Source organism: Stenotrophomonas sp. STEN054 (assembly GCF_056854535.1).
This window is the reverse complement of sequence record NZ_JBXFWG010000027.1, coordinates 25,899-46,455: the sequence shown is the minus strand read 5'-3', so window position 1 is coordinate 46,455 and position 20,557 is coordinate 25,899. Positions and strand designations below refer to the sequence as shown.

Here is a 20,557-nt window from a genome sequence, read left to right as displayed (position 1 = left end):
ACGCGTGAGCACCGGTACTCCGCTGACCCTGCCACCGGAACTGCGTGCGCGCCTGCGCACGTTGCGCCTGCGGCCGCGCCTGGCCAGTGGCGCCAGCGGCATCGGCCAGCACGCCAGCCGCAGCCGCGGTGCCGGCCTGGAATTCGCCCAGTACCGCGCCTACGAACCCGGCGACGAACTGCGCCAGATCGACTGGAAGTTGTACGCGCGCTCAGACCGCTTCTTCGTGCGCGAATCCGAACGCGAAAGCCCGATCACCGTCTGGCTGCTCCTCGATGCCACTGCCTCGGCCAGCCAGGCCGACCGCGCCGCGCCGCAACGCACGCGCCTGGACCACATGCGAGGGCTGGCCGCCTGCCTGGTCGAGCTGGCCCTGCAGCAGGGCGATCGTTTCGGCCTGCTGGCGATCAACGGCGATGGCCTGCAGCTGGTACCGGCCGGCAACGGCGCGCGCCAGCGTGACCGCGTGCACCTGCAGCTGCATTCGCTGCAGGCGAGCGGTGGCTGGCCAGCCGCCGACCGTCTGCGCCCGCTGTGGGAACGCGTGCGCCCGGGCGATCTGCTGCTGGCCATCGGCGATGGCTTCGATGAAGCCGGCATCGTGCTGCTGGAACACCTGGCCAGCGCGCGCCGCGAGGTGATGCTGCTGCAGGTGCTGACCGCCGACGAGCGTGACTTCCCCTTCGATGCCGGCCATCGCTTCCGCGATCCGGAAACCGGCGAGGAACTGCTGGGTGACGGCGCCGCGATCCGCGCCGACTACCTGCAGCGCTTCGCCGCCGGACACAGCGCCCTTCAGGCACGCCTGCAGGCCAGCGGCATCGCCAGCGCCACCGGCTGGCTCGACCAGCGGCTGGACCAGCCGCTGCAGGCGCTGTTCGGCCGCGGGGGCGGCGCATGAACCTGCTGTTCCCGCTGGGCTTGGCCGCACTGGCCGCGTGGCTGCTGCCCCTGCTGATCCACCTGGCGCGGCGCCATCCATACACGCCGCTGGATTTCGCCGCATTGCGCTGGCTGCGCGCACAGATCCGCCCACGCCAGCGCATCCGCTTCGATGATTGGCCGCTGCTGCTAGTGCGCCTGCTGTTGCTGGCCGCACTGGCGCTGCTGCTGGCGCGCCCGGCGCTGACCGGCAGCCCAGCACCGCCCAGCGCCTGGACCGTGGTCGCCCCCGGGCTGGATGCCCGCGCACTGCGCGGCACCGGCGAAGAGGGCAACTGGCATTGGCTCGCGCCTGGCTTCCCGTCCGTCGAGCAGCCCGCGCCCGCGACATCTGCGCCGCTGCCGAGCCTGCTGCGCGAACTCGACGCGCAGCTGCCCGCCGGCACTGCGCTGACCGTGCATGTGCCCGACCCGCTGCCCGGCCTCGATGGCGGACGCCTGCAGCTGTCGCATCCCGTGCAGTGGCAGGCGCATCCGATGACCCTCGCCAGCGCACAGGCCACAGTGGCCTTGCCACGCCTGCGCGTGCATGCCGAGGTACCGGCCAGCGCGCGGCACTGGATCGGCGCCCTGCAGCGTGCGTGGAGCCCCCGGCCCGTCGCCGCCGAGCTGCCTGCCGACACGCTCCCCGCACGCGGCGAGATTGCGGTGTGGGGCCGAACCGATGCACTGCCGGCTGCGTGGCAGGCGTGGCTGCGCGATGGCGGCAGCGTGATGACCGCGGCCAGACCTGATGCTGCCGCCACGGTGGTGCTGCGAAGTGCGGAAGGCGCACCGCTGCTGTGGCAGCAGCGCGTCGGCCAGGGCCGCCTGCTATCGCTGCCCGGCGAATGGGATGCCGCCCACAACGGCGCCCTGCGTGATGCCCGCTTGCCGCAGGCCCTGCTGCTGGCCCTGCAACCGCCAGTGCCACCGCGTGTGGGCGATGCGCGGGATCAGGCACCGCAGCAGGCGGTACTGCCCATGGCTGCCGCCGCACCACGCGAGCTGACCCCGTGGCTGCTGCTGGCCATCGTGCTGCTGTTCGCGCTGGAACGCGGGATGGCCAGTCGCGCAGCGTGGAGGCCGTCATGAACGCACTGCAGCGCGGCTGGCAGCGCGCACGTCGCCGCCGCGCCAGCATCACCGTCCTGCTTGGCCTGCCGTGGGCGCTGGCCGCCACCGCGCTGACCCTGCGCCTGGCCGGCTTCGATGCCGCCTGCGTGGTCGGTACGCTGGCCCTGCTGGCCTGTGGCGGCGTGGCCGTCGCGCGGGCAAGGCAGTTGGACCGGCGCTGGCTGCAGCGCCAGCTCGATGGCAGCGGCCGCAGTGAGGACAGCGCCGATCTGCTGTTCGCCGATGTCGCCCACCTCAACCCGTTGCAGCAGCGCCAGCGCGCGCATGTGCTGGCCACGCTGGCACGCACGATGCCGGACCTGCGCCCGCGCTGGCCGCGCGCCGCACTGGCGCTATGCTGGATCGGCGGGCTGGCCATCGCCCTGCTCGCGCTGGGCTGGCCACGCAGCGCGGGCGTCTCCGCAGGCATCGGTGCTACCGCAACGGCGCCTGTGGCCGCGGCCGGTCCGCTGCAGCTGCAGTCGACCCGCCTGCAGATCGATGCACCGACGTACACCGGCCAGGCCACGCTCACCCAGAACGCACTGGACGCCAAGGTGGCCGCCGACAGCCGGCTGTCGTGGTCGCTGCGCTTCGACCGCACGCCCAGCAAGGCATGGCTGCAGTTCCACGACGGGCGACGGCTGCCGCTGCGCGAGCACGATGGCCAATGGCAGGCGCAGGACGTAGCCCACGCGCCGGTGCTGTACCGCGTAGTCAGCGAGCCCGCCCTGGCCAGCACCCGCCTGTACCGGCTGGACGTGGTGGCCGACCGCGCACCCAGCGTGCGCGTGCTGGAACCGGCTGCCAGCCTGGTGCTGGGCACGCCGGGGCAGAGGCAGTGGGCGCTGCGCTTCGAAGCCAGCGATGACTACGGCGTGGCCGCGCAGGCGAAGCTCTCTCTCACCATCACCCAGGGCAGTGGCGAGAACATCACCTTCGTCCAGCGCAGCGTCACCCTCACCGGCAGCGGCGAACCCACCACGCGGCGCTTCGCCCACACCCTCGATCTGGCGGCACTCGGCGCGCAGCCCGGCAACGATGTGATCGCCCAGCTGGAAGTGCGCGACAACCATGCCCCCAGCGCGCAGACCGGGCGCAGCAGCAGCGTGATCCTGCGCCTGCCGACCACCGAAGTCGCGCTCGGTGCCGAACTGGAAGGCCGCATCAAGAAGACCCTGCCGGCCTACTTCCGCAGCCAGCGGCAGATCATCATCGACGCCGAAGCGCTGATCCGCCAACGCCGCAGCCTGGCCGCCGATGACTTCATCAAACGCAGCGATGCCATCGGCGTCGACCAGCGCATCCTGCGCCTGCGCTACGGGCAGTTCCTCGGCGAGGAAAGCGAAGGCGGGGCGAAGCCGCCGCCGACCAGCGACCTGCCCACCAGTGATGCACCCACGGCGGACGCGCATGATCACGACGATGATCACGGACATGCGCAAGACGTTGGGCACGATGAGCATGGCCACGATCACGGCGGTACGACCAGCAACGCCGACACGCCGCCGGTGTTCGGCAGCGCCACCGACGTGCTGTCCGAGTACGGCCACACCCACGACCACGCCGAGGCCGCCACCCTGCTCGACCCGCAGACCCGCGCCACGCTGAAGGCCGCGCTGGACCAGATGTGGTCGTCCGAGGGTGAGCTGCGCCAGGGCCGACCGGAGCAGGCGCTGCCATTCGCCTACAAGGCGCTGGCCTTCATCAAGCAGGTGCAGCAGGCCGAGCGCATCTATCTGGCCCGCGTCGGCCCGGAACTGCCGCCGATCGACGAGGGCCGACGGCTGGGCGGCGACCGCGCCGGACTGGCCAGCCGCGAGCTGCCGCTGGCCGCACGCACGCCACCGGACCCGGCCGTCGTCGAGGCCTGGCAGCGGCTGGGCGATGGCGATGGCACGCCTGACCTGGACGCTCTGGCCGCGTGGCAGCAGCGCAACGCCGCCTTCCTGCCCGACGCCCTCGATCTGGCCGCCGCCATTGAACAGCTGCGCATCGAGCCGGACTGCAGCGACTGCCGCCAGCGCCTGCGCGCACAGCTGTGGCGCGCCCTGCAGCGTCCGTTGCCGCAGGTGATGCGGCGCACCGCCCCAGATGCAATGGGCCAGCGTTACCTCGATGCGCTGGAGGTGCAGCCATGAATGCCACTGCCTTGAACCTGTGGCTGGCCGTGGCGCTGTCGGTCATCGTCATCATCGCCAGCGTCCTGCAGCTGCGTGCGCGCACCACACATCGCGGCCGCCGCGCGGTTCGGCTGGGCCTGCAGGCGATCACTGCGGTGCTGCTGTATTTCTGCCTGCTGCCGCCCAGCCAGCAGCGGCCTGCGGGCGGCCTGGTCGTGCTCACTGCCGATGCGTCAGCTGCCGGCGTGTTGCCGGCCGGCGATGGCCCGCTGCTGCTGTTGCCGGAGGCGGCGGATGTGCCGGGCGGCCAGCGCGTGCCTGATCTGGCCACGGCACTGCGCCAGCACCCGGCCTCCATGTTGACCCTGGTCGGCGCCGGCTTGGCCGCACGTGACCGCGACACCGTGCTGCCGGCGAACCTGCGCTGGCAGGCGTCGCCTGCGCCGCGTGGCTGGATCGCGCTGCAGCCGCCGGCCGATGCCGCGCCCGGTGCGCGCTTCGAGGTGCACGCGCAGGCACACGGTGTCACCGCTGGCCGCGCCGAACTGCTGGACCCGGCCGACACCGTGGTGGATCGCGTGGACGTGGCCGCCGATGGCCGCGTGCAGCTCAGCGGCATCGCCCGCGCGCCGGGCCGCAGCGTTTTCCATCTGCGCCTGCTGGATGTGCAGGCCCATGTGCTGGACAGCGTGCCGGTGCCGCAGCAGACGCTGGCAGCCGCACCGCTGCGCCTGCTGGTGCGTGCCAGCGCGCCCGGGCCGGAACTGAAGTACCTGCGACGCTGGGCCACCGATGCTGGCCTGCGGGTGCAGGTGCAGGCCGACACCGGCGCCGGGCTCAGCGTGGGCGATGGCGCGGTGGCGCTGGATGCGGCCGCCCTGTCGCGCAGCGACCTGCTGCTGCTGGACGAGCGCAGCCTGTCGGCATTGAGCGCCGGGCAACTGGCCGCGGTGCGCCAGGCACTGCGCGATGGCCTCGGTGTGCTGGTGCGCAGCGCCGGCGCTCCATCGGCCAGCGCGCGGCAACGCCTGCATGATCTCGGCCTGCCGGTGCAGGGCGATGGCAGCAGCCATGCCATTGAACTGCCTGGCGATGGCGAAAGCACGATGCTCGCCGCACGGCGCGGCCCGCTGGATTCGGCCACGCTGCCCACCACTGATGGCGAAGCGGCGGACCGAAGCTCGCACAGCGCCTCCCTGCCCTCGCTGGAGGCGCTGGCGCTGCAGGTCAGCGACGGCAGCGCCCTGCTGCACGACAGCGCAGGCAAGACCCTGGGTGGCTGGCGCAGCGTCGGCAAGGGCCGCATCGGTCTGCTGCCGGTCACCGACAGCTGGCGTTGGGTGCTGGCCGGCCGCGATGATCGCCACGGCGAACTGTGGAGCGGTGTGGTCGCCATGCTGGCGCGTGCGCAGTCCGGCACGGACGCGCTGTGGTCACCGCAGGCGCAGGCATGGCTGGGCGAGCGCGTCGCGTTGTGTGGCGTGCAGGCGCCGCTGCAGGCGTTCGATGCGAAGGGCGCGGGCGTGCCGCTGGTGGTCGATGCCGCTACCTCGTCGATGGGCTGCGCCGGTTGGTGGCCGCAGGCGGCAGGCTGGCAGCGGCTGCAGCAGGGCGACACGACCGTCTGGCGCTATGTGTTCGACGCGAAGGCGGCGGCCGTTCTGCACCGACAGTCGATGAGCGATGCGACGACGCAGGCGCTGGCGGCAGCCATGCCCGCCAGCAACGCTGCGATGCAGCCGGTACCAGGTCCGCGCTGGCCGTGGTGGCTGGCCTTCGTGCTGTGCGCATCGCTGTTGTGGTGGCTGGAACGGCGGCGCTGAGCCAAGGAGTCGGATCCCTTTCGCATGCGAAAGGGCTCTGACCCCGACATGTGAAGTATCCACGCATGGCGTGGAACTACTGCCTTGCGCGGATCAGCGCGCCCCGGTACGCCGGTACACCCCGTCGAACCGCACGTTCATGCCACCGCACTCGCTGTTGTCCGACACCACCAGCACATCGCCCAGCAACTGCGCGTGCACCGTGCAGCTGTCCTCGACGAAATCCACCTGGCTGCCGCGCGGCGTGGCCTGCGCTTCCACCTGGCCCAGGTTCGGCCCATACGGCCGCTGTTCCGGCGTGGGGTTTGCCGACGGCCAGTAGGCATCACCTTCGACGTGAAGCTGGCTGCCACGCACCGAGATGCTCAGCCCGTCGTCGCCATCCTTCCAGTCACCGGCCCAGCCCTGCAGCGTCGGCGTCACCCGTACCACCGGCTGCAGCTTGCTGCGCTCGACCCATCCGGCACTTCCCCCCACCTTGTTGGGGAAAAACGCGCAGCGGTAGGGGCCCAGGTCACGGCCGGTCACCACCGTGTCACCGCTCACCACGTAGCTGCGCTGGCGGCAGGCCGGTTCGCCCTTGGCCGGGCAGCCGTCCATGTCACCCAGCAGATACAGGCGCTGCGTGCCCACCACCTTGGCCACGGCGAAATCCGATTGCGCGGAAGGGAACGCGCCGTTGCGGCAGGAGCCGTCATCGGCCAGATCGCTGGCCAGCACGGACACGGGCAGGAGAAGGGCAAGCAGGAAGATTTTCGACACCGCAGCAGCAACCGGAAGGGAGGACGACAGGATCGTACGCTCCTGCCTGTGATTGGCACCACCTTCTGCAACAAATTGCATTTCCCGGCCTGTCGCTGCCTCGCAGACTGTCCAGTCGGCCTCCAGCACCGCATCACTCCCTGCGAACATGAAACTTGTTGGTGCACTTCTCGCCCTGCTTGCTGTACTTCCCGTACTGCTTGATTGCCTGGCCCGCTGGGAAGCACGCCGGGCGTTCAAGTCACTCGCAAGACAAGCGCCGGTGCGCACGCTCAGCGAAGACGAGGACGCCGCACTGCAGCCGTTCCGGAGCGTACTGGAGCTGGGCCGCGACCGCGGCGTTCGCATTCTTGAGGGGCCCTGCGTCGAGCATCGCCGGTGGATGCGGGGCGGAGCCAGTTCAGCCTGGCGCAGTCTCGCCGGGGTCAAGGTGCTGCTGCCCTTCAACGCGCTCGAGCACGTCGGTACCAACAACCGTGCCGAGGTGGTGCTTGGTCTCCACTTTGTGGTCGTCGTCCGCATGGAGGGGTTCGATATCGCGACGGCCGGCACGCGTACGCTGCGCACGGCCGCGACGCAGATCAGCGAACGCCGCGAGACCGCGGATGAGCGGACGCAGCGCCGGCGGCCTGCCATTCCATGGGGGGCCACCGGGCTGGCGCTTGCGGCGGGCATCTGCGGAGCACTGCCACAGCTGGGCCTGGGCCAATGGAACTGGATGGCCGTGGCAGTGGGGCTGGTGCTGGCGTCTAGCGCGTTCGTGCTGTACCGGCGCGGGCATGTGGGAACGAGGGCGCTGCAGCCCGTGGTGCGCGTGCGGGGTCGGCTCAGCGAGCTGCAGTTCGCAGATCCGCACGAGAGTACCTTCAGCCACACGGTGATGCTGCTCGGCAACGACCAGCGGCTGGTCATCGACCCGGCCTGGATGGCGTCCGGGGCCATCACCCGGGGGCGCTGGCTGGAGGCCGAGGTCCGCCCGCACGACCGGCGCCTGTTGTCGTTGGGCCCGGGCTGGTCACTGAGTGCCGACGAAAAGCGGTTTCCACCGGTGCCGGTCGCCCGGCGCCTGCTGATGTTCCTGGTGGCGGTGCTGTCACTGCTGCTGGTGCTCTGGTCGGGTGACGGCCCGCGGATCGAGGCAGCGCGTGCGGCAGAAATGCTCGGCCCTGCCAAGCTGCGGACGGACACGCAGCCCGGAACGCTGCTGGGGCATCCTCCCGCCCCCGGCGATGGGGTGCACGTCACGGTCGATGCCACCTGCGAACTGGTCACCCGGCGGCATGCCGGACATGTGCTGGCGGTGCCCGACTGCAGCCGCCTCCGCTGGGGTGGCGCTCCGCTGCAGGTGCCCCCTCTGGCGGTTGCCGACTCCATCCTGCGCCTGGGTGCCGGGAATACCCTGCGCGTGCGTTGGAAACCGGCCGACGGCATCTTCCCTGCTTGCCAGTGGGTTTCCGGGCTGGATGCGCTGCGCCGCGAACTGGACGCTGCCTGCGCCGATGGTCTACGCGGCTGCGACGACCTTCGCGCACAGCTTGCGGCGCTCTCCCCGGACGACAGCGCAGAACTTCCCCGTTGGAAGATCATGAACCTCAAGGACGCCCTGAAGGAGGCCGCGCATGCATCTGTTCTTGCTGCGTGGGCTGCATCCACGCCCGCGCTTCTGGCCGCACAGAACGGTGGCGTTGTCCTGGTCGATGCCGAGGCGAACCGGGATTTGGACACCGCAGCGTTCGCGCTTGGCGATGCCGGCACAGCGTGGAAGCGCATGCACGACGCGGCCACGCGCGCGAAGCGCATCGCCTGGTCCGGCACCCTGCAGTCCCGCAGCACGGATGGCCAGACGCTGTGGCTGGAGGTGGACCGCACGCGCCCTGCCCATGGCGCCATCGCGGGGATGACCTACTGCCTCTGGCTGATCGGTGCGTCATTGCTGGCCCTGGTCCAGGGCATCCTGCTGGTCCGCGCCGCGCCCCGGGCACTCTCGCGGTCCGCCGCCTTCGACGAGGAACTCAAGCAGCGCCAGGCACCGCGTGCCTCCTGGTCGGCATGATGCGCGGTGCCGCGCCTACTTCCCGGCCGAAGGATCACAGCCTTCCTGCTGCTCGCAGAACTGTTGCGCCCGGCGTCGCTGTTCGGGAGTCAGCTCCGGCGGCGGTCGCGCGATGGCCGCCTGGATCTGGTCTGGGCCACCGGTGAGCTTGTTCAGACCGCGGCCCGCCGCCAGCACGCCCTTCACCACGCCCATCATGATGTAGCCACCGCCCATGCTCACCTGTTCCGGCGACGGCGGCTCGCTCCAGTCGCGGCTGAAACGGTTGTCACCGAACTTCACCGGGTTCTTGAAGCGGTACAGATCCAGCGCCTCATCCTCGGGCTTGAGCGCACGTACTTCACCCAGGGTGGTGACATCGCCCTGCGGTGGCGCGGCGGCATCGGCGGGCGGCACCTCGCCTGCCGCAGGCGGATCGATCATGGGGTCAATCCGCTGCGCGTGCGCAGTGGCGGCCAGCATCATGCCGGCCAGAAGTGCTCCCTGCAGTGCCCGTCGTGCCACAGCGATCGCCCTGTCTGATGCGTCCAGTCCCCGAGGATACGCATCACGGCTTCAGATTTCGTTGGCGGCACTGCCGACGTTCAGCCGGCGATGTCCATGCCGCCGCAATGAATGGTTCACTGCATCCCGGTACACGGTCTCACACCCTGAGACCCATCTGTGGTGCCATGTGACCCCTCGCAAGTCGTCCCGGTTTCACCTTTTATGGCCTACGAACTCGCCAAGCGCACGGCCGACGCCGAGCAGAAGCTCGCCACCCGCGACGGCCTGCCCGCGCGCGATGGCGCCCTGCTCAGTGCGCGCCTGCAGCGCCGCTACCACGACCGCATCACCGGCAGCTTCGCCATTCCCGGCCGCGAGGGCCGCTACGCACCCCTCCCCGATTCGGTGCCCCCGGCCCTGGCCGCCGCCCTGAAGTCGCGTGGCATCGAACAGCTCTACAGCCACCAGGCGGAAGCGTGGGAGGCCAGCCAGCGCGGTGAGCACGTGGCCATCGTCACCCCCACCGCCAGCGGCAAGTCGCTGTGCTACACCCTGCCGGTGGTCAGTGCGGCCATGCAGGACAAGGCCAAGGCGCTGTACCTGTTCCCGACCAAGGCGCTGGCCCAGGACCAGGTGGCCGAGCTGCTCGAGCTCAACCGTGCCGGCGACCTCGGTGTGAAAGCCTTCACCTTCGATGGCGACACCCCCGGCGATGCGCGCCAGGCCATCCGCCTGCACGGCGACATCGTGGTGTCCAACCCGGACATGCTGCACCAGGCCATCCTGCCCCACCACACCAAGTGGGCGCAGTTCTTCGAGAACCTGCGCTACATCGTCATCGACGAGGTGCACACCTACCGCGGCGTGTTCGGCAGCCACGTCACCAACGTGCTGCGCCGGCTCAAGCGCATCTGCGCGTTCTATGGCGTGCAACCGCAGTTCATCCTGTGCTCGGCCACCATCGGCAACCCGCAGGCGCATGCCGAAGCGCTGATCGAGGCACCGGTCACCGCCATCACCGAATCCGGCGCGCCCAGCGGGCCCAAGCAGGTGCTGCTGTGGAACCCGCCGGTGATCAACCCGGACCTGGGCCTGCGTGCCTCGGCACGTTCGCAGAGCAACCGCATCGCGCGCATCGCGATCAAATCCGGGCTGAAAACCCTGGTGTTCGCGCAGACGCGGTTGATGGTGGAAGTGCTGACCAAGTACCTGAAGGACATCTTCGACCACGACCCGCGCAAGCCGCCGCGCATCCGCGCCTACCGCGGTGGCTACCTGCCCACCGAGCGCCGCGAGACCGAGCGTGCGATGCGCGCGGGCAACATCGACGGCATCGTCAGCACCTCGGCGCTGGAACTGGGCGTGGATATCGGCAGCCTGGACGTGGTCATCCTTAACGGCTACCCCGGCAGCGTGGCCGCCACCTGGCAGCGCTTCGGCCGCGCCGGTCGCCGCCAGCAGCCCGCGCTGGGCGTGATGGTGGCCAGCTCGCAGCCGCTGGACCAGTACGTGGTGCGGCATCCGGATTTCTTCGCCGAAGCCTCGCCCGAACACGCGCGCATCGCGCCGGACCAGCCACTGATCCTGTTCGACCACATCCGCTGCGCGGCCTTCGAGCTGCCGTTCCGGGTCGGCGATGGCTTCGGCCCGATCGATCCAGAAGTATTCCTGGAAGCGCTGGCCGAAACCGAAGTCATCCACCGCGAAGGCGAGCGCTGGGAATGGATCGCCGACAGCTATCCTGCCAACGCGGTCAGCCTGCGTGCGGTGGCCGATGGCAACTTCGTGGTGGTCGACCGCAGCGATGGCCGCCAGCAGATCATTGCCGAGGTCGACTATTCCGCGGCCGCGCTCACGCTGTACGAAGGCGCGATCCACATGGTGCAGTCGACCCCGTACCAGGTGGAGACGCTGGACTGGGAGGGCCGCAAGGCCTACGTCACCCGCACCCACGTGGATTACTACACCGACAGCATCGACTTCACCAAGCTCAAGGTGCTGGACCGCTTCGATGGCGGCGTGGCCGGCCGTGGTGATTCGCACCACGGCGAAGTGCACGTGGTGCGCCGCGTGGCCGGTTACAAGAAGATCCGCTACTACACGCACGAGAACATCGGCTACGGCCCGGTGAACCTGCCCGACCAGGAACTGCATACCACCGCGGTGTGGTGGCAGCTGCCGCAGGCGCTGCTGCTGCGCGCGTTCGCCAGCAAGCAGGATGCGCTGGATGGCTTCCTGGGTGCCGCCTACGCACTGCACATCGTCGCCACCGTGGCGGTGATGGCCGATGCGCGCGACCTGCAGAAGTCGGTCGGCAACGGCGATGGCTCGTGGTTCGCAATCGCCGACCAGACCGGCCGTGGCCAGCTGCGCGGTGGCGAGGGCGATGCCGGCATCGTCGAGCTGCTGCAGGAATTCGTACCCACCGTTTATCTGTACGACAACTTCCCCGGCGGCGTCGGCCTCAGCGAGCCGCTGTGGCAGCGCCAGGCCGAACTGGTGCAGCGCGCGCGCGAACTGGTGCAGCGCTGCGACTGCAAGGCCGGCTGCCCGGCCTGCGTCGGCCCGGTGCTGGCTGCGCAGGAAGAGGATGACACCTCGCCGCGCGCGTTGGCGCTGCGCGTGCTCGACCTGTTCGATGCGCAGGCCTGCCAGCATGTGCGCGACGTGGTGGTGACCACGCGCGACCCCATGGAGCTGCTGGCACCGTGAGCCTGAGCCTGGACAAGTTGCGTCTGCTGCGGAAGCAGGCCGGCGACCCCAAGGCGAGCACGCCCGCTACGCCCGGGCCGCCGCCGGCAGCACCGGCCCCGGTGGCTGCCAACGATGCACGGCAGCCCACGGCCGAACGCTCGGTGTTTGCCTGGGTCGAACAGGAGATCCGCCACAAGCCGACCGGCGCGGCGGCACCTGCCACGGCGCCGCCCGCACTGCGGCGGCCGGAGGTAGGCGGCCTGCATCGCCTGCTCGGCCTGCGCACGCGTGGCACCACCGCCCCGGTGCGGGCCAGCGCGCAGGACCGGCAGCTGCCCGGCGAAGAAATCGCACCGGGCCTGTTGCTGATCGAATCACTGCAGGCGCAGGCGATTCCCCCGCAGCCACTGTCGCTGGATTTCGCCCGCCGCGACGGCGAGCACGTGGCCGCGCGCGACCTGCTGTTCTTCGATACTGAAACCACCGGCCTGGCCGGTGGCACCGGCACCCGCGCCTTCATGATCGGCGCTGCGGACTGGCATGCCTGCCCGCAGCGCGGCCAAGGCCTGCGCATCCGCCAGCTGCTGATGTCCACCATGGCCGCCGAGGACGCGATGCTGGCCACCTTCGCCAGCTGGCTGCAGCCGTCCACCGTGTTCTGCAGCTACAACGGCCGCAGCTACGATGCGCCGCTGCTGAAGGCCCGCTACCGGCTGGCCCGGCAGCGCGACCCGATCACCGCGCTGGACCATGTGGACTTGCTCTACCCCACCCGCCGGCGTTATCGCGGCAGCTGGGAGAACTGCAAGCTCTCCACGATTGAACGCCAGCTGCTGCGCGTGGTGCGCGAAGATGACCTGCCGGGTTCGGAAGCGCCTGCGGCATGGCTGCGTTACCTGCGCGGCGGCGATGCAGTGAACCTGCGCCGCGTGGCCGACCACAACCACCAGGACGTGGTGACCCTGGCCCTGCTGCTGCAGCGGTTGATCCGCGAGGAACAGCGCGAGCGCGAAACGCTGGCGCTGGTGCAGCCCTGAGCGCGCGCGGGTTCAGGCGGCGTTGACACCACTGACACGCGCAACGGCGACACTGCCCGCTGTCCCTTCACCGGAGCCGTGCCCATGCGCCCTACCACCCTGTTGCTGCTGGCCAGCATCCTGCCGCTGGCGGCCTGCAGCCATGCCGGTACCAACAGCACCGCCGACACAGGCCACCTGCCGGCCAAGGGTGCCGAGGGCACGCATGAGTGCCGCCCCGAGGCGCTGGAAGCCTTCACCGGCAAGACCGCCGACGAGGCCACGATCAAGAAGCTGGTGGCCGACAGCGGCGCGCGAAACGCACGCGTGGTGAAGCCGGGCATGGCCGTGACGATGGATTTCCGCCAGGACCGCGTGACCGTGCACGTGGACGAACAGAACCGGATCGAACGCGCCAGCTGCGGTTGATGCGGTAGCGCCGGGCCATGCCCGGCGGGTTCCATTCGCATACGCGCCGCTGCGCTCGCCGGGCATGGCCCGGCGTGACCGCGCTGTCAGAGCTGCTGGGCTTTGCCGCTGGCCATGGCGCGGGCGATCACCTGCTTCGCCTGTGCCGATGCCTGTGCCTGCAGCTGCGCCTGGCGTTCACCCAGTTCCGCCTGCTGGCTGCCCAGCGCGGCCTGGCGCAGACCCAACTGCGCCTGCTGGTTGGCCAGTTCACTGATGTCGCGGCTGTGCGTGTCCTGCGTCAGCTGCACCTCCTGCATGGCACGGCGCACCTCGGCCGCAGCCTGGTGGGCAACCGCGGCGTCATCCATCGAACCGCTCGCGGCTCTCGCCGCCTCTGCTGCGGCCTGGCGGTTGATGTCGCTCTCGCGCACCGCGCGGCTGGCCGCCTGCGTCGCCACACGGCTGATTTCGCGGGCGTGCACGGCCTGCTTGCGGCCCAGTTCACCCTGTTGGCGCCCCAGGGCGCCCTGTTCACGGCCGAGCTCGCCCTGCTGGCGGCCCAGTTCGGCCGACTGTGCATAGACGCGCTGCAGCGGCTGGATGAGGGCCGGATCACGCACGGCATAGCGCTTGCTGCCTTCGCGGAACCACAGCACCGGGCCGTCGCGGCCGACATCACGGCGGGCCTGCTGGATGTCGTCGATCGTGGCGCTGGCATAGCTGCGGCCATGGTCGATCAGCACGTGGCCACGTTCCAGATCGTTGCCCAAGTGCAGCTCGCCCACGGTGGTGTAGCTGTCGTCGCCGTCCTCGTCGTCCACAGGGGGCGCCGGAGGTGCGGGCGGCGCAGCGGGGACCACCGGTGCGGCAGGCGGCGCGGGTATTACCACCGGGGTGGCGGAGGCCGGCACAGAGGGCGCGGCCGGCGGCGCGGGCGGTGCAGGGAAAACCTTCGGCGGTGCGGGCGGCGCCGGCGGGGCCGGGGCGGCCACCAGGCGCATCGGCGCCACGCCCACCGCAACCACCACGGCGGTCAGGCCGATGGCGAGGATGCGCGGGCAGGCACGACGCGGCTGCAGGCTCATCAGGCGGCGCTTCAGGCTGGTGGTGCTCGGCGCGGCACTGGCCACGCCCAGGTGCGGCTGCGGCGCCACACCCAGCTGCAGCAACAGGCGGCCGTAGGCGTGGCGGCTGGCACCGTGCTGGCCGACCACGGCTGCATCCACCGCTTCCTCGCGGGCCTGGGCGTATTCGCGCACGGCCAGGCGCAGCAGCGGATGGAAGAAGAACAGGTGCTGCGCTAGCGCGGGCAGCAGACCCCACTGCAGGTCACGGCGCTGCATGTGCTGCAGCTCGTGGGTCAGCGCCAGATCCAGCGCATCGCCCTGCAGGGCATTGGCACCGGCCGGCAGCAACAGAACCGGGCGCAGCGGGCCGACCAGCTGCGGCGCGTCCACCCGCCCGCTCATCCACAGGCGCGGTGCGCGGCGCAGGCCGTGGGCATCGGCAGCCAGCTGCAGCGCCTGCACCAGGGCAGCGTCTTCGCAGGGGTGCGAGGCAGCCAGCAGCGCGCGGCACTGGCGCCACTCAGCGAAGGTGCGCCACGCCATCACCAGCACGCCGGACAGCCACAGCGCGGCCAGCGCCATCGCCCACCAGGCCATCGGCGATACGCCGCTGCCGATCGACGCGGCGATGTCGTGGGCCTGGTCGATCGGCGCGGTGGCCAGGTTCGCGGAGAGTTCCGGCGCCATCGGATGGATCGCATCGGCGGCCAGGTCGGTGGCGCTCATTGCCACCGCCTGCGGCGCCGGCAGCCAGGCCAGCTGCAGCGGCTGGCTCCAGAACAGGCCCAGCACCGCCTGCAGCGACACCAGCCACCACATGCGGCAGCGGGTGCTGGCCGACAGCGAGGGCAAGGCGCGGCAGAGGCCGTACACCAGGGCCACCAGCAGCACGGTCTGCAGGCTGGTCCAGCCCAGTCGTTCCAGCAGGGAAATCAGCATCGTGGTGTCCATGGCTCAGCCCTCGTGGCGACGCGATTGGAGTTGGGCGACCAGTGCTTCCAGTTCGGCCAGCTCGTTGTCACTGACTTCCTGGCGCTGCGACAGGTAGGCCACGAACGGCGACACCGAGCCCTGCAGGGTGTTGTCGACGAACTGGGCCACGGCGCCCTGCAGCACGCTCTCCGGGCCACGGGTGGCCTGGTAGCGGTAGACGCCCTCCTGCTGCTCGCGCTGAAGATACCCCTTGGCGCGCAGCCGCTCCATCATCGTCAGCACGGTTGAACGGGCCAGCCCGCGGGCCTCGCCGTAGCCACTGGCGACCTCGCCGACACTGGCCGGCGCATGTTCATCGATGTACTGCAGCAGGGCCAGCTCCTGGTCCCCGATGGTCTTGCCACGCATGACACACCTCCCTTGACTACACGTGTCGTCACTGTCTGCGTGACGACAACTGTAGTCAACCCCCCGGAAGTCATGGGCCGACGAACGGCAGGGGCAGGTGAACGGCTTAAACCTTCTGCCCGCCCTGCGCATCCGATCTCCGACACCCCGCCGGGAATGCGCATGTTCCGCCCAACGCTGACCGTCCTTCTGCTGCTTCTCGCCGCCCTGCCAGTGGCCGCCGCTCCGCCCGGCCCTGATGCCGCCAACGAACAGGCACGCCGCCTGATCCGCCAGACCATGCAGGACGAGCGCATCCCCGGCCTGCAGGTGGCCGTGGTCAAGGGCGGCCAGGTCGTGCTGTCCGAAGCCTTCGGCCTGGCCAACGTGGAAAACGGCATCGCCGCCACGCGCAGCACGCGCTTCCCGCTGAACTCGGCCACCAAGGCCTTCACCGGCGTGGCGGTCGCGCAGCTGGCGCAGCAGGGCAGGCTGGATCTGGATGCGCCGCTGGCGCGCTATCTCGATGCGCTGCCGCCGGCCTGGCAGAACGTTCGCGTGCGCCAGCTGCTCGCGCACACCTCGGGCCTGCCGGACATTCTCGATGAACATGGCCTGCTGGGTGGAGGTACCGAGGCGCAGGCCTGGCAGGCCGTGACCGCGCGGCCGATGGATGCTGCACCCGGCCAGCGCTTCGCCTACAACCAGACCAACTACCTGCTGCTGGCGCGGATCATCGCGCGGCAATCGGGCATGCCCTACGAACGCTTCCTCGCCAGCAGCCAGTTCGGCACGGTCGGGATGGACCGCACCACCTTCGGCGACAGCTACGACTTGGTGCCCGATGCGGCGACGATGTACAGCCTCGCGCCGCGCGCGACCGAAGCCGCTGACACGCCGACACGGCTGTCGCACTGGTTTTACGACGTGCCACCCAGCCTCTGGGCAGGCGGCGGCATCCTGACCACCGCCGATGACACCGCCCGTTGGCTGGCCGCGCTGGCCGACGGCCGCCTGCTTGGCGAGCCCGCGCGCACGCGCATGTGGACGGCCGAGCCGCTCGCCGATGGCCGGGCCGGCCCGTGGGCCGCCGGCTGGCCAGTGCTGCAGGCGGTGCCGGACCGTCAGGTTGCCGGCATCGGCGGCGCGCGCTCGGCCTTCATCGTCTACCCCGACCGCGGCGTGGCGGTGGTGGTGCTGACCAACCTGGTCGGTGCCAACCCCCAGCGGTTCATTCCGCGCATCGCCGATCTCTATGGGCGTGGGGAGACCGTGCCCTGAGGTTGCCGGACAGCAGCCGGCACTACCGGAGCATCGGCCGTGCCGACGGCCATATCGGGCAGACTCGGCGCGTCATCCGTGCGGCCCGCCCATCACCGGCAGGATGACCCCGCTGATGTAGCTGGCACAGGCTGGCGAGGCGAGGAACACATAGGCAGGTGACAGCTCTTCCGGCTGCGCGGCGCGCCCCATGTCACTGTTCTTGCCGAACTCGGCCACGTCCTCGGCCGGCTTGTCTGCCGGGTTCAGCGGCGTCCACACCGGTCCCGGCGCCACGCAGTTGACCCGGATGCCACGCGGCAGCAGCTGGCTGGCCAGCGCCTTGGTGAAGGCATGGATGGCGCCCTTGGTTGCCGAGTAGTCGACCAGTGCCTTGCTGCCGAACAGGCCGGTTTCCGAGCCGGTGTTGATGATGCTGGCGCCCTCGCCCAGATGCGGCAGCACCGCCCGTGCCATCTGGATGTAGCCGCCGATGTTGGTCTGCAGCGTTTCCTGCAGGTGCGCGTCTTCCAGGTCTTCCAGACGCTCGCAATGCAGCTGGAACGCCGCGTTGTTGACCAGGATGTCGATGCCGCCGAACGCCTTCGCCACCTGCTTTACCGCCTTGTTGCAGAAGCGCGGATCGCGTACGTCACCGGCGATCACCACGCAGCGCCCGCCTTCGCGTTCCACGTGCTGGCGGGTGATGTCCGCATCCTCGGCTTCGTCCAGATGCAGTACCGCCACGTCGGCGCCTTCGCGGGCGAACAGCACGGCCACGGCGCGGCCGATGCCGGAATCACCGCCGGTGATGATCGCGCGCATGCCCTGCAGCTTGCCGCTGCCGACGTAGTCCGGGGCGAGGAAGCGCGGCGCAAGTTCGAGTGCGTGTTCATGGCCGGGCTTGGCCAGGTGCTGGGCCGGCATCGTTTCCGGCTGCCTGCGCGCACCAGCCTGGGTGGCGGTCTTCTTCGCCGCCTTCCTGGTTGCGCGTGCGTCCTTGGCCTTCTCCTGGTCCTGCAGGCGCCGCTGTCGCGATGCCACGCGCGCCGCGCGCGGGTCGCTGCCGGCAGCCTTGCGGGTGGCGGTCTTCACCACGCGCGGGCGGTCGGTTTCGGCAACGGTTTTCGGCGTGGTGCTGCCTTTGCGCACCTTGGGCGATGCCTTGCGGCGGGCGGGGGTCTTCTTGGTGGTGGCCATGCAGGTCTCCTCGGGAGGGAATGGGGTCGCCAGCCAGCGGCCGGCACTACCGGGGGGCGGCGTGCGCCGCTCGTGCAGTGTCCCTACCCGCACTGTGGGCGGCGGTGAGCGCACCGTGTCCATCGCGTGCACGGCATTCATTCCGCCACCACGCGTGTCGTCGCACTCTTCAAGCCAGGACACGAGGAATGCCCAGATGAAACATGCAATTGCCACCGCCGCCGCCTGCTTCGCCCTTGCCGCCTGCAGCAGCAGCCCGGTTGCCCAGGTCCAGCCGATCGATGGCGTGATTTCCGGCCAGTGCCACACCAACATGGTGCGCGGCGCGGTTGGTTTGGCTGCCTCGGCAGTCACCATCGAACGCGCCCGCGTGGACAGCGACAGCCTGCACGTGCAGGTTCTGCGCGGCAGCCGAGAGCGCAGCGGCAACACCGCCAGCGGCAATGCCGATCCGGCGGCGGGTGCGGCACAGGAAGGCGGTGACCGCCTGACGATCGAAACCGGCCGTACCAACAACATCACCGCCATTTACTGCGGGTAACCGCCGTCGAGCACGCTCGACGCTACCAGGACCTCAGGCGCGGCGCTTGGCCAACCGCCGCGCCCGGCGCAGCACCTTCAGCGTGGCCTGCTCCCACTGTCGTGGGCCGCGCAGACCGGCCAGCGCGGACAGTTCGCCACGTTCCCAGCCGGCAAATACGCACGGGTCGATATAGGCCTTGCGGCAGACCGCCGGCGTATTGCCCAGCCGCGCGGCCACCTGGCACACCACCTCGCGCTGCGCCTTGGCCAGCGCCCGCTGACTGGACGGCTCGGGCAGCTCGGTGGCGGCGAAGGTCTGTACCGCCGCCAGGGTGCCGCCCCAGGTGCGGAAATCCTTGGCGGTGAAGTCCTCGCCCATTACCTCGCGCAGGTAGTCATTGACCGCACCGGAATCGACCGGCTGCACGACACCGTCGTCGTCGCGGTACTGGAACAGCGCCTGCCCTGGCAACTGCTGCACGCCGCGCACCAAGGTGCCCAGGCGGCGGTCGCCGACAGTCACCTCATGCAGCTGCCCCGACTTGCCGCGGAAGCGCATGCGCACGCGGCCCCCGCGCAGCAGGTCGAGGTGACGGTTGCGCAGCGTGGTCAGGCCATAGGACTTGTTTTCCTTGGCATAGGTTTCATTGCCCACCCGCACCAGAGTGTCGGCCAGCAGCGCGACCACTACCGCCAGCACCTTCTCGCGCGGGTAACCACGCTGCTTGAGATCGCGGCTGAGTCTGCGGCGCAGGGCAGGCAGCGCTTCGCCGAAGGCGATGGTGCGGTCGAATTTGCCCGAATCACGCATTGCCGCCCAGTCGGCGTGATAGCGGTACTGCTTGCGCCCGCGCGCATCGCGGCCGGTGGCCTGCAGGTGGCCGTTGGCATGCGCGCAGATCCACACGGCGTTGTAGGCCGGCGGGATGGCCAGCGCTCGGATGCGCTGGAGCGTGGCGGCATCGCGCACCGCGTGGCCATCAGCGTCCCGGTAGGCAAAGCCCTTGCCTGCGCGGCGCCGGCTGATGCCGGGCTGGGTGTCATCGACATAGCGCAGGCCCGCCGCGCGTGCGGCCTGTCGTTCGGGGGTGGGGGCAATAGGCATGCTGACAGTGTGGCGATCGGCGCGGCGTGGCCACGTCAATAACGCAAGACAAACACGTGAGGGGAGCTTCGCGGCTATGCTCGGGTCTTCACGGTCCCTTCTCTTCCGGAGTCATGATGTCGTTCCAGATTCGCGCCCGTTCGCTCTCTGTCCTGTTGCTGCCGGCCGTGCTGGCGTTGTCCGCCTGCCAGGCACCGGCGCTGGATGAGCAGGATTCGGCCACCGCCCACGCCCAGCAGGCCGCCGAAGCCGCCAAGGCCCCGGCCGATGAAGCCGGCAAGGCCATCGAAGCACCGCCGGCCGGCACCTGCGATGCCAGCCAGGTACAGAGCCTGGTCGGCCAAGCCTACACCGACGCGCTGGGCAAGCAGGCCCAGGAAGATGCCGCCGCCAGCCAGGTGCGCGTGCTCAAGCCCAATGACGTAGCCACGATGGAGTTCCTGGGCGATCGCCTGAACATCGAAGTGGATGAAAAGGGGCTGGTCAGCGGTGCCCGCTGCGGCTGAGTGAAAACCAACGCCGGCAAGGGTTTGCCGGCGTTTTGGTTGCACGCGCAACCGTGTATTGCGGCGTTGCAACAACTGTGATCTAGTCGAGGCATCCGGTGGCCTCATGATGCGCTCCAGGGATTGAGCGGGCACGAGTGTCCCTGCTCATTTCATTACGCATCGAGGTAGA

The 20,557-nt window shown here is 70.1% G+C and carries 17 protein-coding genes; 11 read left to right on the top strand and 6 right to left on the bottom strand.

Annotation, left to right across the window (positions count from 1 at the left end):
• Window positions 1–4 precede the first annotated feature (4 nt).
• From AC1VXD_RS12270 to AC1VXD_RS12255, 4 genes are read left to right on the top strand one after another with little or no spacing between them, the layout of a single operon-like run.
• Window positions 5–901: a DUF58 domain-containing protein gene (locus AC1VXD_RS12270; protein ID WP_482992270.1), complete on the top strand. Its 897-nt coding sequence runs from the start codon at window positions 5–7 to the stop codon at window positions 899–901.
• Window positions 898–2,016, top strand: coding sequence for a BatA domain-containing protein (locus AC1VXD_RS12265; protein WP_482992269.1), 1,119 nt, complete (start codon window positions 898–900; stop codon window positions 2,014–2,016). The genes AC1VXD_RS12270 and AC1VXD_RS12265 overlap by 4 nt, the downstream gene beginning before the upstream one ends.
• Window positions 2,013–4,178: a hypothetical protein gene (locus tag AC1VXD_RS12260; protein ID WP_482992268.1), complete on the top strand. Its 2,166-nt coding sequence runs from the start codon at window positions 2,013–2,015 to the stop codon at window positions 4,176–4,178. Before AC1VXD_RS12265 ends, AC1VXD_RS12260 begins: the two co-directional genes overlap by 4 nt.
• A complete protein-coding gene (locus AC1VXD_RS12255) occupies window positions 4,175–5,983 on the top strand; it encodes a hypothetical protein (protein ID WP_482992267.1) in 1,809 nt (602 codons plus the stop codon). The genes AC1VXD_RS12260 and AC1VXD_RS12255 overlap by 4 nt, the downstream gene beginning before the upstream one ends.
• 93 nt (window positions 5,984–6,076) lie before the next feature.
• Here the strand turns inward: AC1VXD_RS12255 and AC1VXD_RS12250 are convergent, their stop codons facing one another.
• Window positions 6,077–6,826 carry a hypothetical protein gene (locus AC1VXD_RS12250; RefSeq protein ID WP_482992266.1) on the bottom strand — a complete coding sequence of 250 codons (750 nt, stop codon included), beginning with the start codon at window positions 6,824–6,826 and terminating at the stop codon, window positions 6,077–6,079.
• Between the two features lie 67 nt (window positions 6,827–6,893).
• Between AC1VXD_RS12250 and AC1VXD_RS12245 the strand changes: the two genes are divergently transcribed.
• A complete protein-coding gene (locus AC1VXD_RS12245; protein WP_482992265.1) occupies window positions 6,894–8,798 on the top strand; it encodes a hypothetical protein in 1,905 nt (634 codons plus the stop codon).
• A 15-nt stretch (window positions 8,799–8,813) separates the two neighbouring features.
• On the opposite strand, the gene AC1VXD_RS12240 is transcribed toward AC1VXD_RS12245, so the two are convergent.
• The gene (locus AC1VXD_RS12240; RefSeq protein WP_482992278.1) at window positions 8,814–9,263 is read right to left on the bottom strand and encodes a hypothetical protein; all 450 of its coding nucleotides are present in this window, start codon (window positions 9,261–9,263) and stop codon (window positions 8,814–8,816) included.
• Window positions 9,264–9,506: 243 nt separating this feature from the next.
• Here AC1VXD_RS12240 and AC1VXD_RS12235 point away from each other — a divergent pair, with 243 nt between their 5' ends.
• From AC1VXD_RS12235 to AC1VXD_RS12225, 3 genes are all read left to right on the top strand, one after another.
• A complete protein-coding gene (locus AC1VXD_RS12235; RefSeq protein ID WP_482992264.1) occupies window positions 9,507–11,996 on the top strand; it encodes a DEAD/DEAH box helicase in 2,490 nt (829 codons plus the stop codon).
• Window positions 11,993–13,015, top strand: coding sequence for a ribonuclease H-like domain-containing protein (locus tag AC1VXD_RS12230; protein ID WP_482992263.1), 1,023 nt, complete (start codon window positions 11,993–11,995; stop codon window positions 13,013–13,015). The genes AC1VXD_RS12235 and AC1VXD_RS12230 overlap by 4 nt, the downstream gene beginning before the upstream one ends.
• 84 nt (window positions 13,016–13,099) lie before the next feature.
• Window positions 13,100–13,423, top strand: a complete 324-nt coding sequence (locus AC1VXD_RS12225) for an I78 family peptidase inhibitor (RefSeq protein WP_482992262.1) — start codon at window positions 13,100–13,102, stop codon at window positions 13,421–13,423.
• Window positions 13,424–13,509: 86 nt separating this feature from the next.
• Here the strand turns inward: AC1VXD_RS12225 and AC1VXD_RS12220 are convergent, their stop codons facing one another.
• Together AC1VXD_RS12220 and AC1VXD_RS12215 are read right to left on the bottom strand one after the other, a co-directional pair.
• Window positions 13,510–15,423 carry a M56 family metallopeptidase gene (locus tag AC1VXD_RS12220; protein WP_482992261.1) on the bottom strand — a complete coding sequence of 638 codons (1,914 nt, stop codon included), beginning with the start codon at window positions 15,421–15,423 and terminating at the stop codon, window positions 13,510–13,512.
• Window positions 15,424–15,426: 3 nt separating this feature from the next.
• On the bottom strand, window positions 15,427–15,813 hold the full coding sequence (locus AC1VXD_RS12215) for a BlaI/MecI/CopY family transcriptional regulator (RefSeq protein ID WP_164073873.1): 387 nt from the start codon (window positions 15,811–15,813) through the stop codon (window positions 15,427–15,429).
• 192 nt (window positions 15,814–16,005) lie between these two features.
• On the opposite strand from AC1VXD_RS12215, the gene AC1VXD_RS12210 reads away from it, so the two are divergent.
• A complete protein-coding gene (locus AC1VXD_RS12210; protein ID WP_482992277.1) occupies window positions 16,006–17,073 on the top strand; it encodes a serine hydrolase domain-containing protein in 1,068 nt (355 codons plus the stop codon).
• A 72-nt stretch (window positions 17,074–17,145) separates the two neighbouring features.
• Here the strand turns inward: AC1VXD_RS12210 and AC1VXD_RS12205 are convergent, their stop codons facing one another.
• Entirely contained in the window at window positions 17,146–18,252 is a 1,107-nt protein-coding gene (locus AC1VXD_RS12205; protein ID WP_482992260.1) for an SDR family oxidoreductase, read from the bottom strand.
• Between the two features lie 196 nt (window positions 18,253–18,448).
• On the opposite strand from AC1VXD_RS12205, the gene AC1VXD_RS12200 reads away from it, so the two are divergent.
• Window positions 18,449–18,793 (top strand): hypothetical protein, encoded by a 345-nt coding sequence (locus AC1VXD_RS12200; RefSeq protein ID WP_482992259.1) that lies wholly within the window; start codon window positions 18,449–18,451, stop codon window positions 18,791–18,793.
• Window positions 18,794–18,826: 33 nt separating this feature from the next.
• Here the strand turns inward: AC1VXD_RS12200 and AC1VXD_RS12195 are convergent, their stop codons facing one another.
• A complete protein-coding gene (locus AC1VXD_RS12195; RefSeq protein WP_482992258.1) occupies window positions 18,827–19,879 on the bottom strand; it encodes a DNA topoisomerase IB in 1,053 nt (350 codons plus the stop codon).
• Window positions 19,880–19,995: 116 nt separating this feature from the next.
• On the opposite strand from AC1VXD_RS12195, the gene AC1VXD_RS12190 reads away from it, so the two are divergent.
• Window positions 19,996–20,385: an I78 family peptidase inhibitor gene (locus AC1VXD_RS12190; protein WP_482992257.1), complete on the top strand. Its 390-nt coding sequence runs from the start codon at window positions 19,996–19,998 to the stop codon at window positions 20,383–20,385.
• The last annotated feature ends 172 nt before the right edge of the window (window positions 20,386–20,557 follow it).

Excerpts from the sequence above, each read along its gene's own strand:
- AC1VXD_RS12205 (WP_482992260.1), bottom strand. The coding sequence starts at position 18,252 with ATGGCCACCACCAAGAAGACCCCCGCCCGCCGCAAGGCATCGCCCAAG.
- AC1VXD_RS12220 (WP_482992261.1), bottom strand. The coding sequence starts at position 15,423 with ATGGACACCACGATGCTGATTTCCCTGCTGGAACGACTGGGCTGGACC.
- AC1VXD_RS12240 (WP_482992278.1), bottom strand. The coding sequence starts at position 9,263 with ATGATGCTGGCCGCCACTGCGCACGCGCAGCGGATTGACCCCATGATC.
- AC1VXD_RS12215 (WP_164073873.1), bottom strand. The coding sequence starts at position 15,813 with ATGCGTGGCAAGACCATCGGGGACCAGGAGCTGGCCCTGCTGCAGTAC.
- AC1VXD_RS12265 (WP_482992269.1), top strand. The coding sequence starts at position 898 with ATGAACCTGCTGTTCCCGCTGGGCTTGGCCGCACTGGCCGCGTGGCTG.
- AC1VXD_RS12190 (WP_482992257.1), top strand. The coding sequence starts at position 19,996 with ATGTCGTTCCAGATTCGCGCCCGTTCGCTCTCTGTCCTGTTGCTGCCG.
- AC1VXD_RS12250 (WP_482992266.1), bottom strand. The coding sequence starts at position 6,826 with ATGCAATTTGTTGCAGAAGGTGGTGCCAATCACAGGCAGGAGCGTACG.
- AC1VXD_RS12200 (WP_482992259.1), top strand. The coding sequence starts at position 18,449 with ATGAAACATGCAATTGCCACCGCCGCCGCCTGCTTCGCCCTTGCCGCC.
- AC1VXD_RS12225 (WP_482992262.1), top strand. The coding sequence starts at position 13,100 with ATGCGCCCTACCACCCTGTTGCTGCTGGCCAGCATCCTGCCGCTGGCG.
- AC1VXD_RS12260 (WP_482992268.1), top strand. The coding sequence starts at position 2,013 with ATGAACGCACTGCAGCGCGGCTGGCAGCGCGCACGTCGCCGCCGCGCC.
- AC1VXD_RS12235 (WP_482992264.1), top strand. The coding sequence starts at position 9,507 with ATGGCCTACGAACTCGCCAAGCGCACGGCCGACGCCGAGCAGAAGCTC.
- AC1VXD_RS12255 (WP_482992267.1), top strand. The coding sequence starts at position 4,175 with ATGAATGCCACTGCCTTGAACCTGTGGCTGGCCGTGGCGCTGTCGGTC.
- AC1VXD_RS12245 (WP_482992265.1), top strand. The coding sequence starts at position 6,894 with ATGAAACTTGTTGGTGCACTTCTCGCCCTGCTTGCTGTACTTCCCGTA.
- AC1VXD_RS12195 (WP_482992258.1), bottom strand. The coding sequence starts at position 19,879 with ATGCCTATTGCCCCCACCCCCGAACGACAGGCCGCACGCGCGGCGGGC.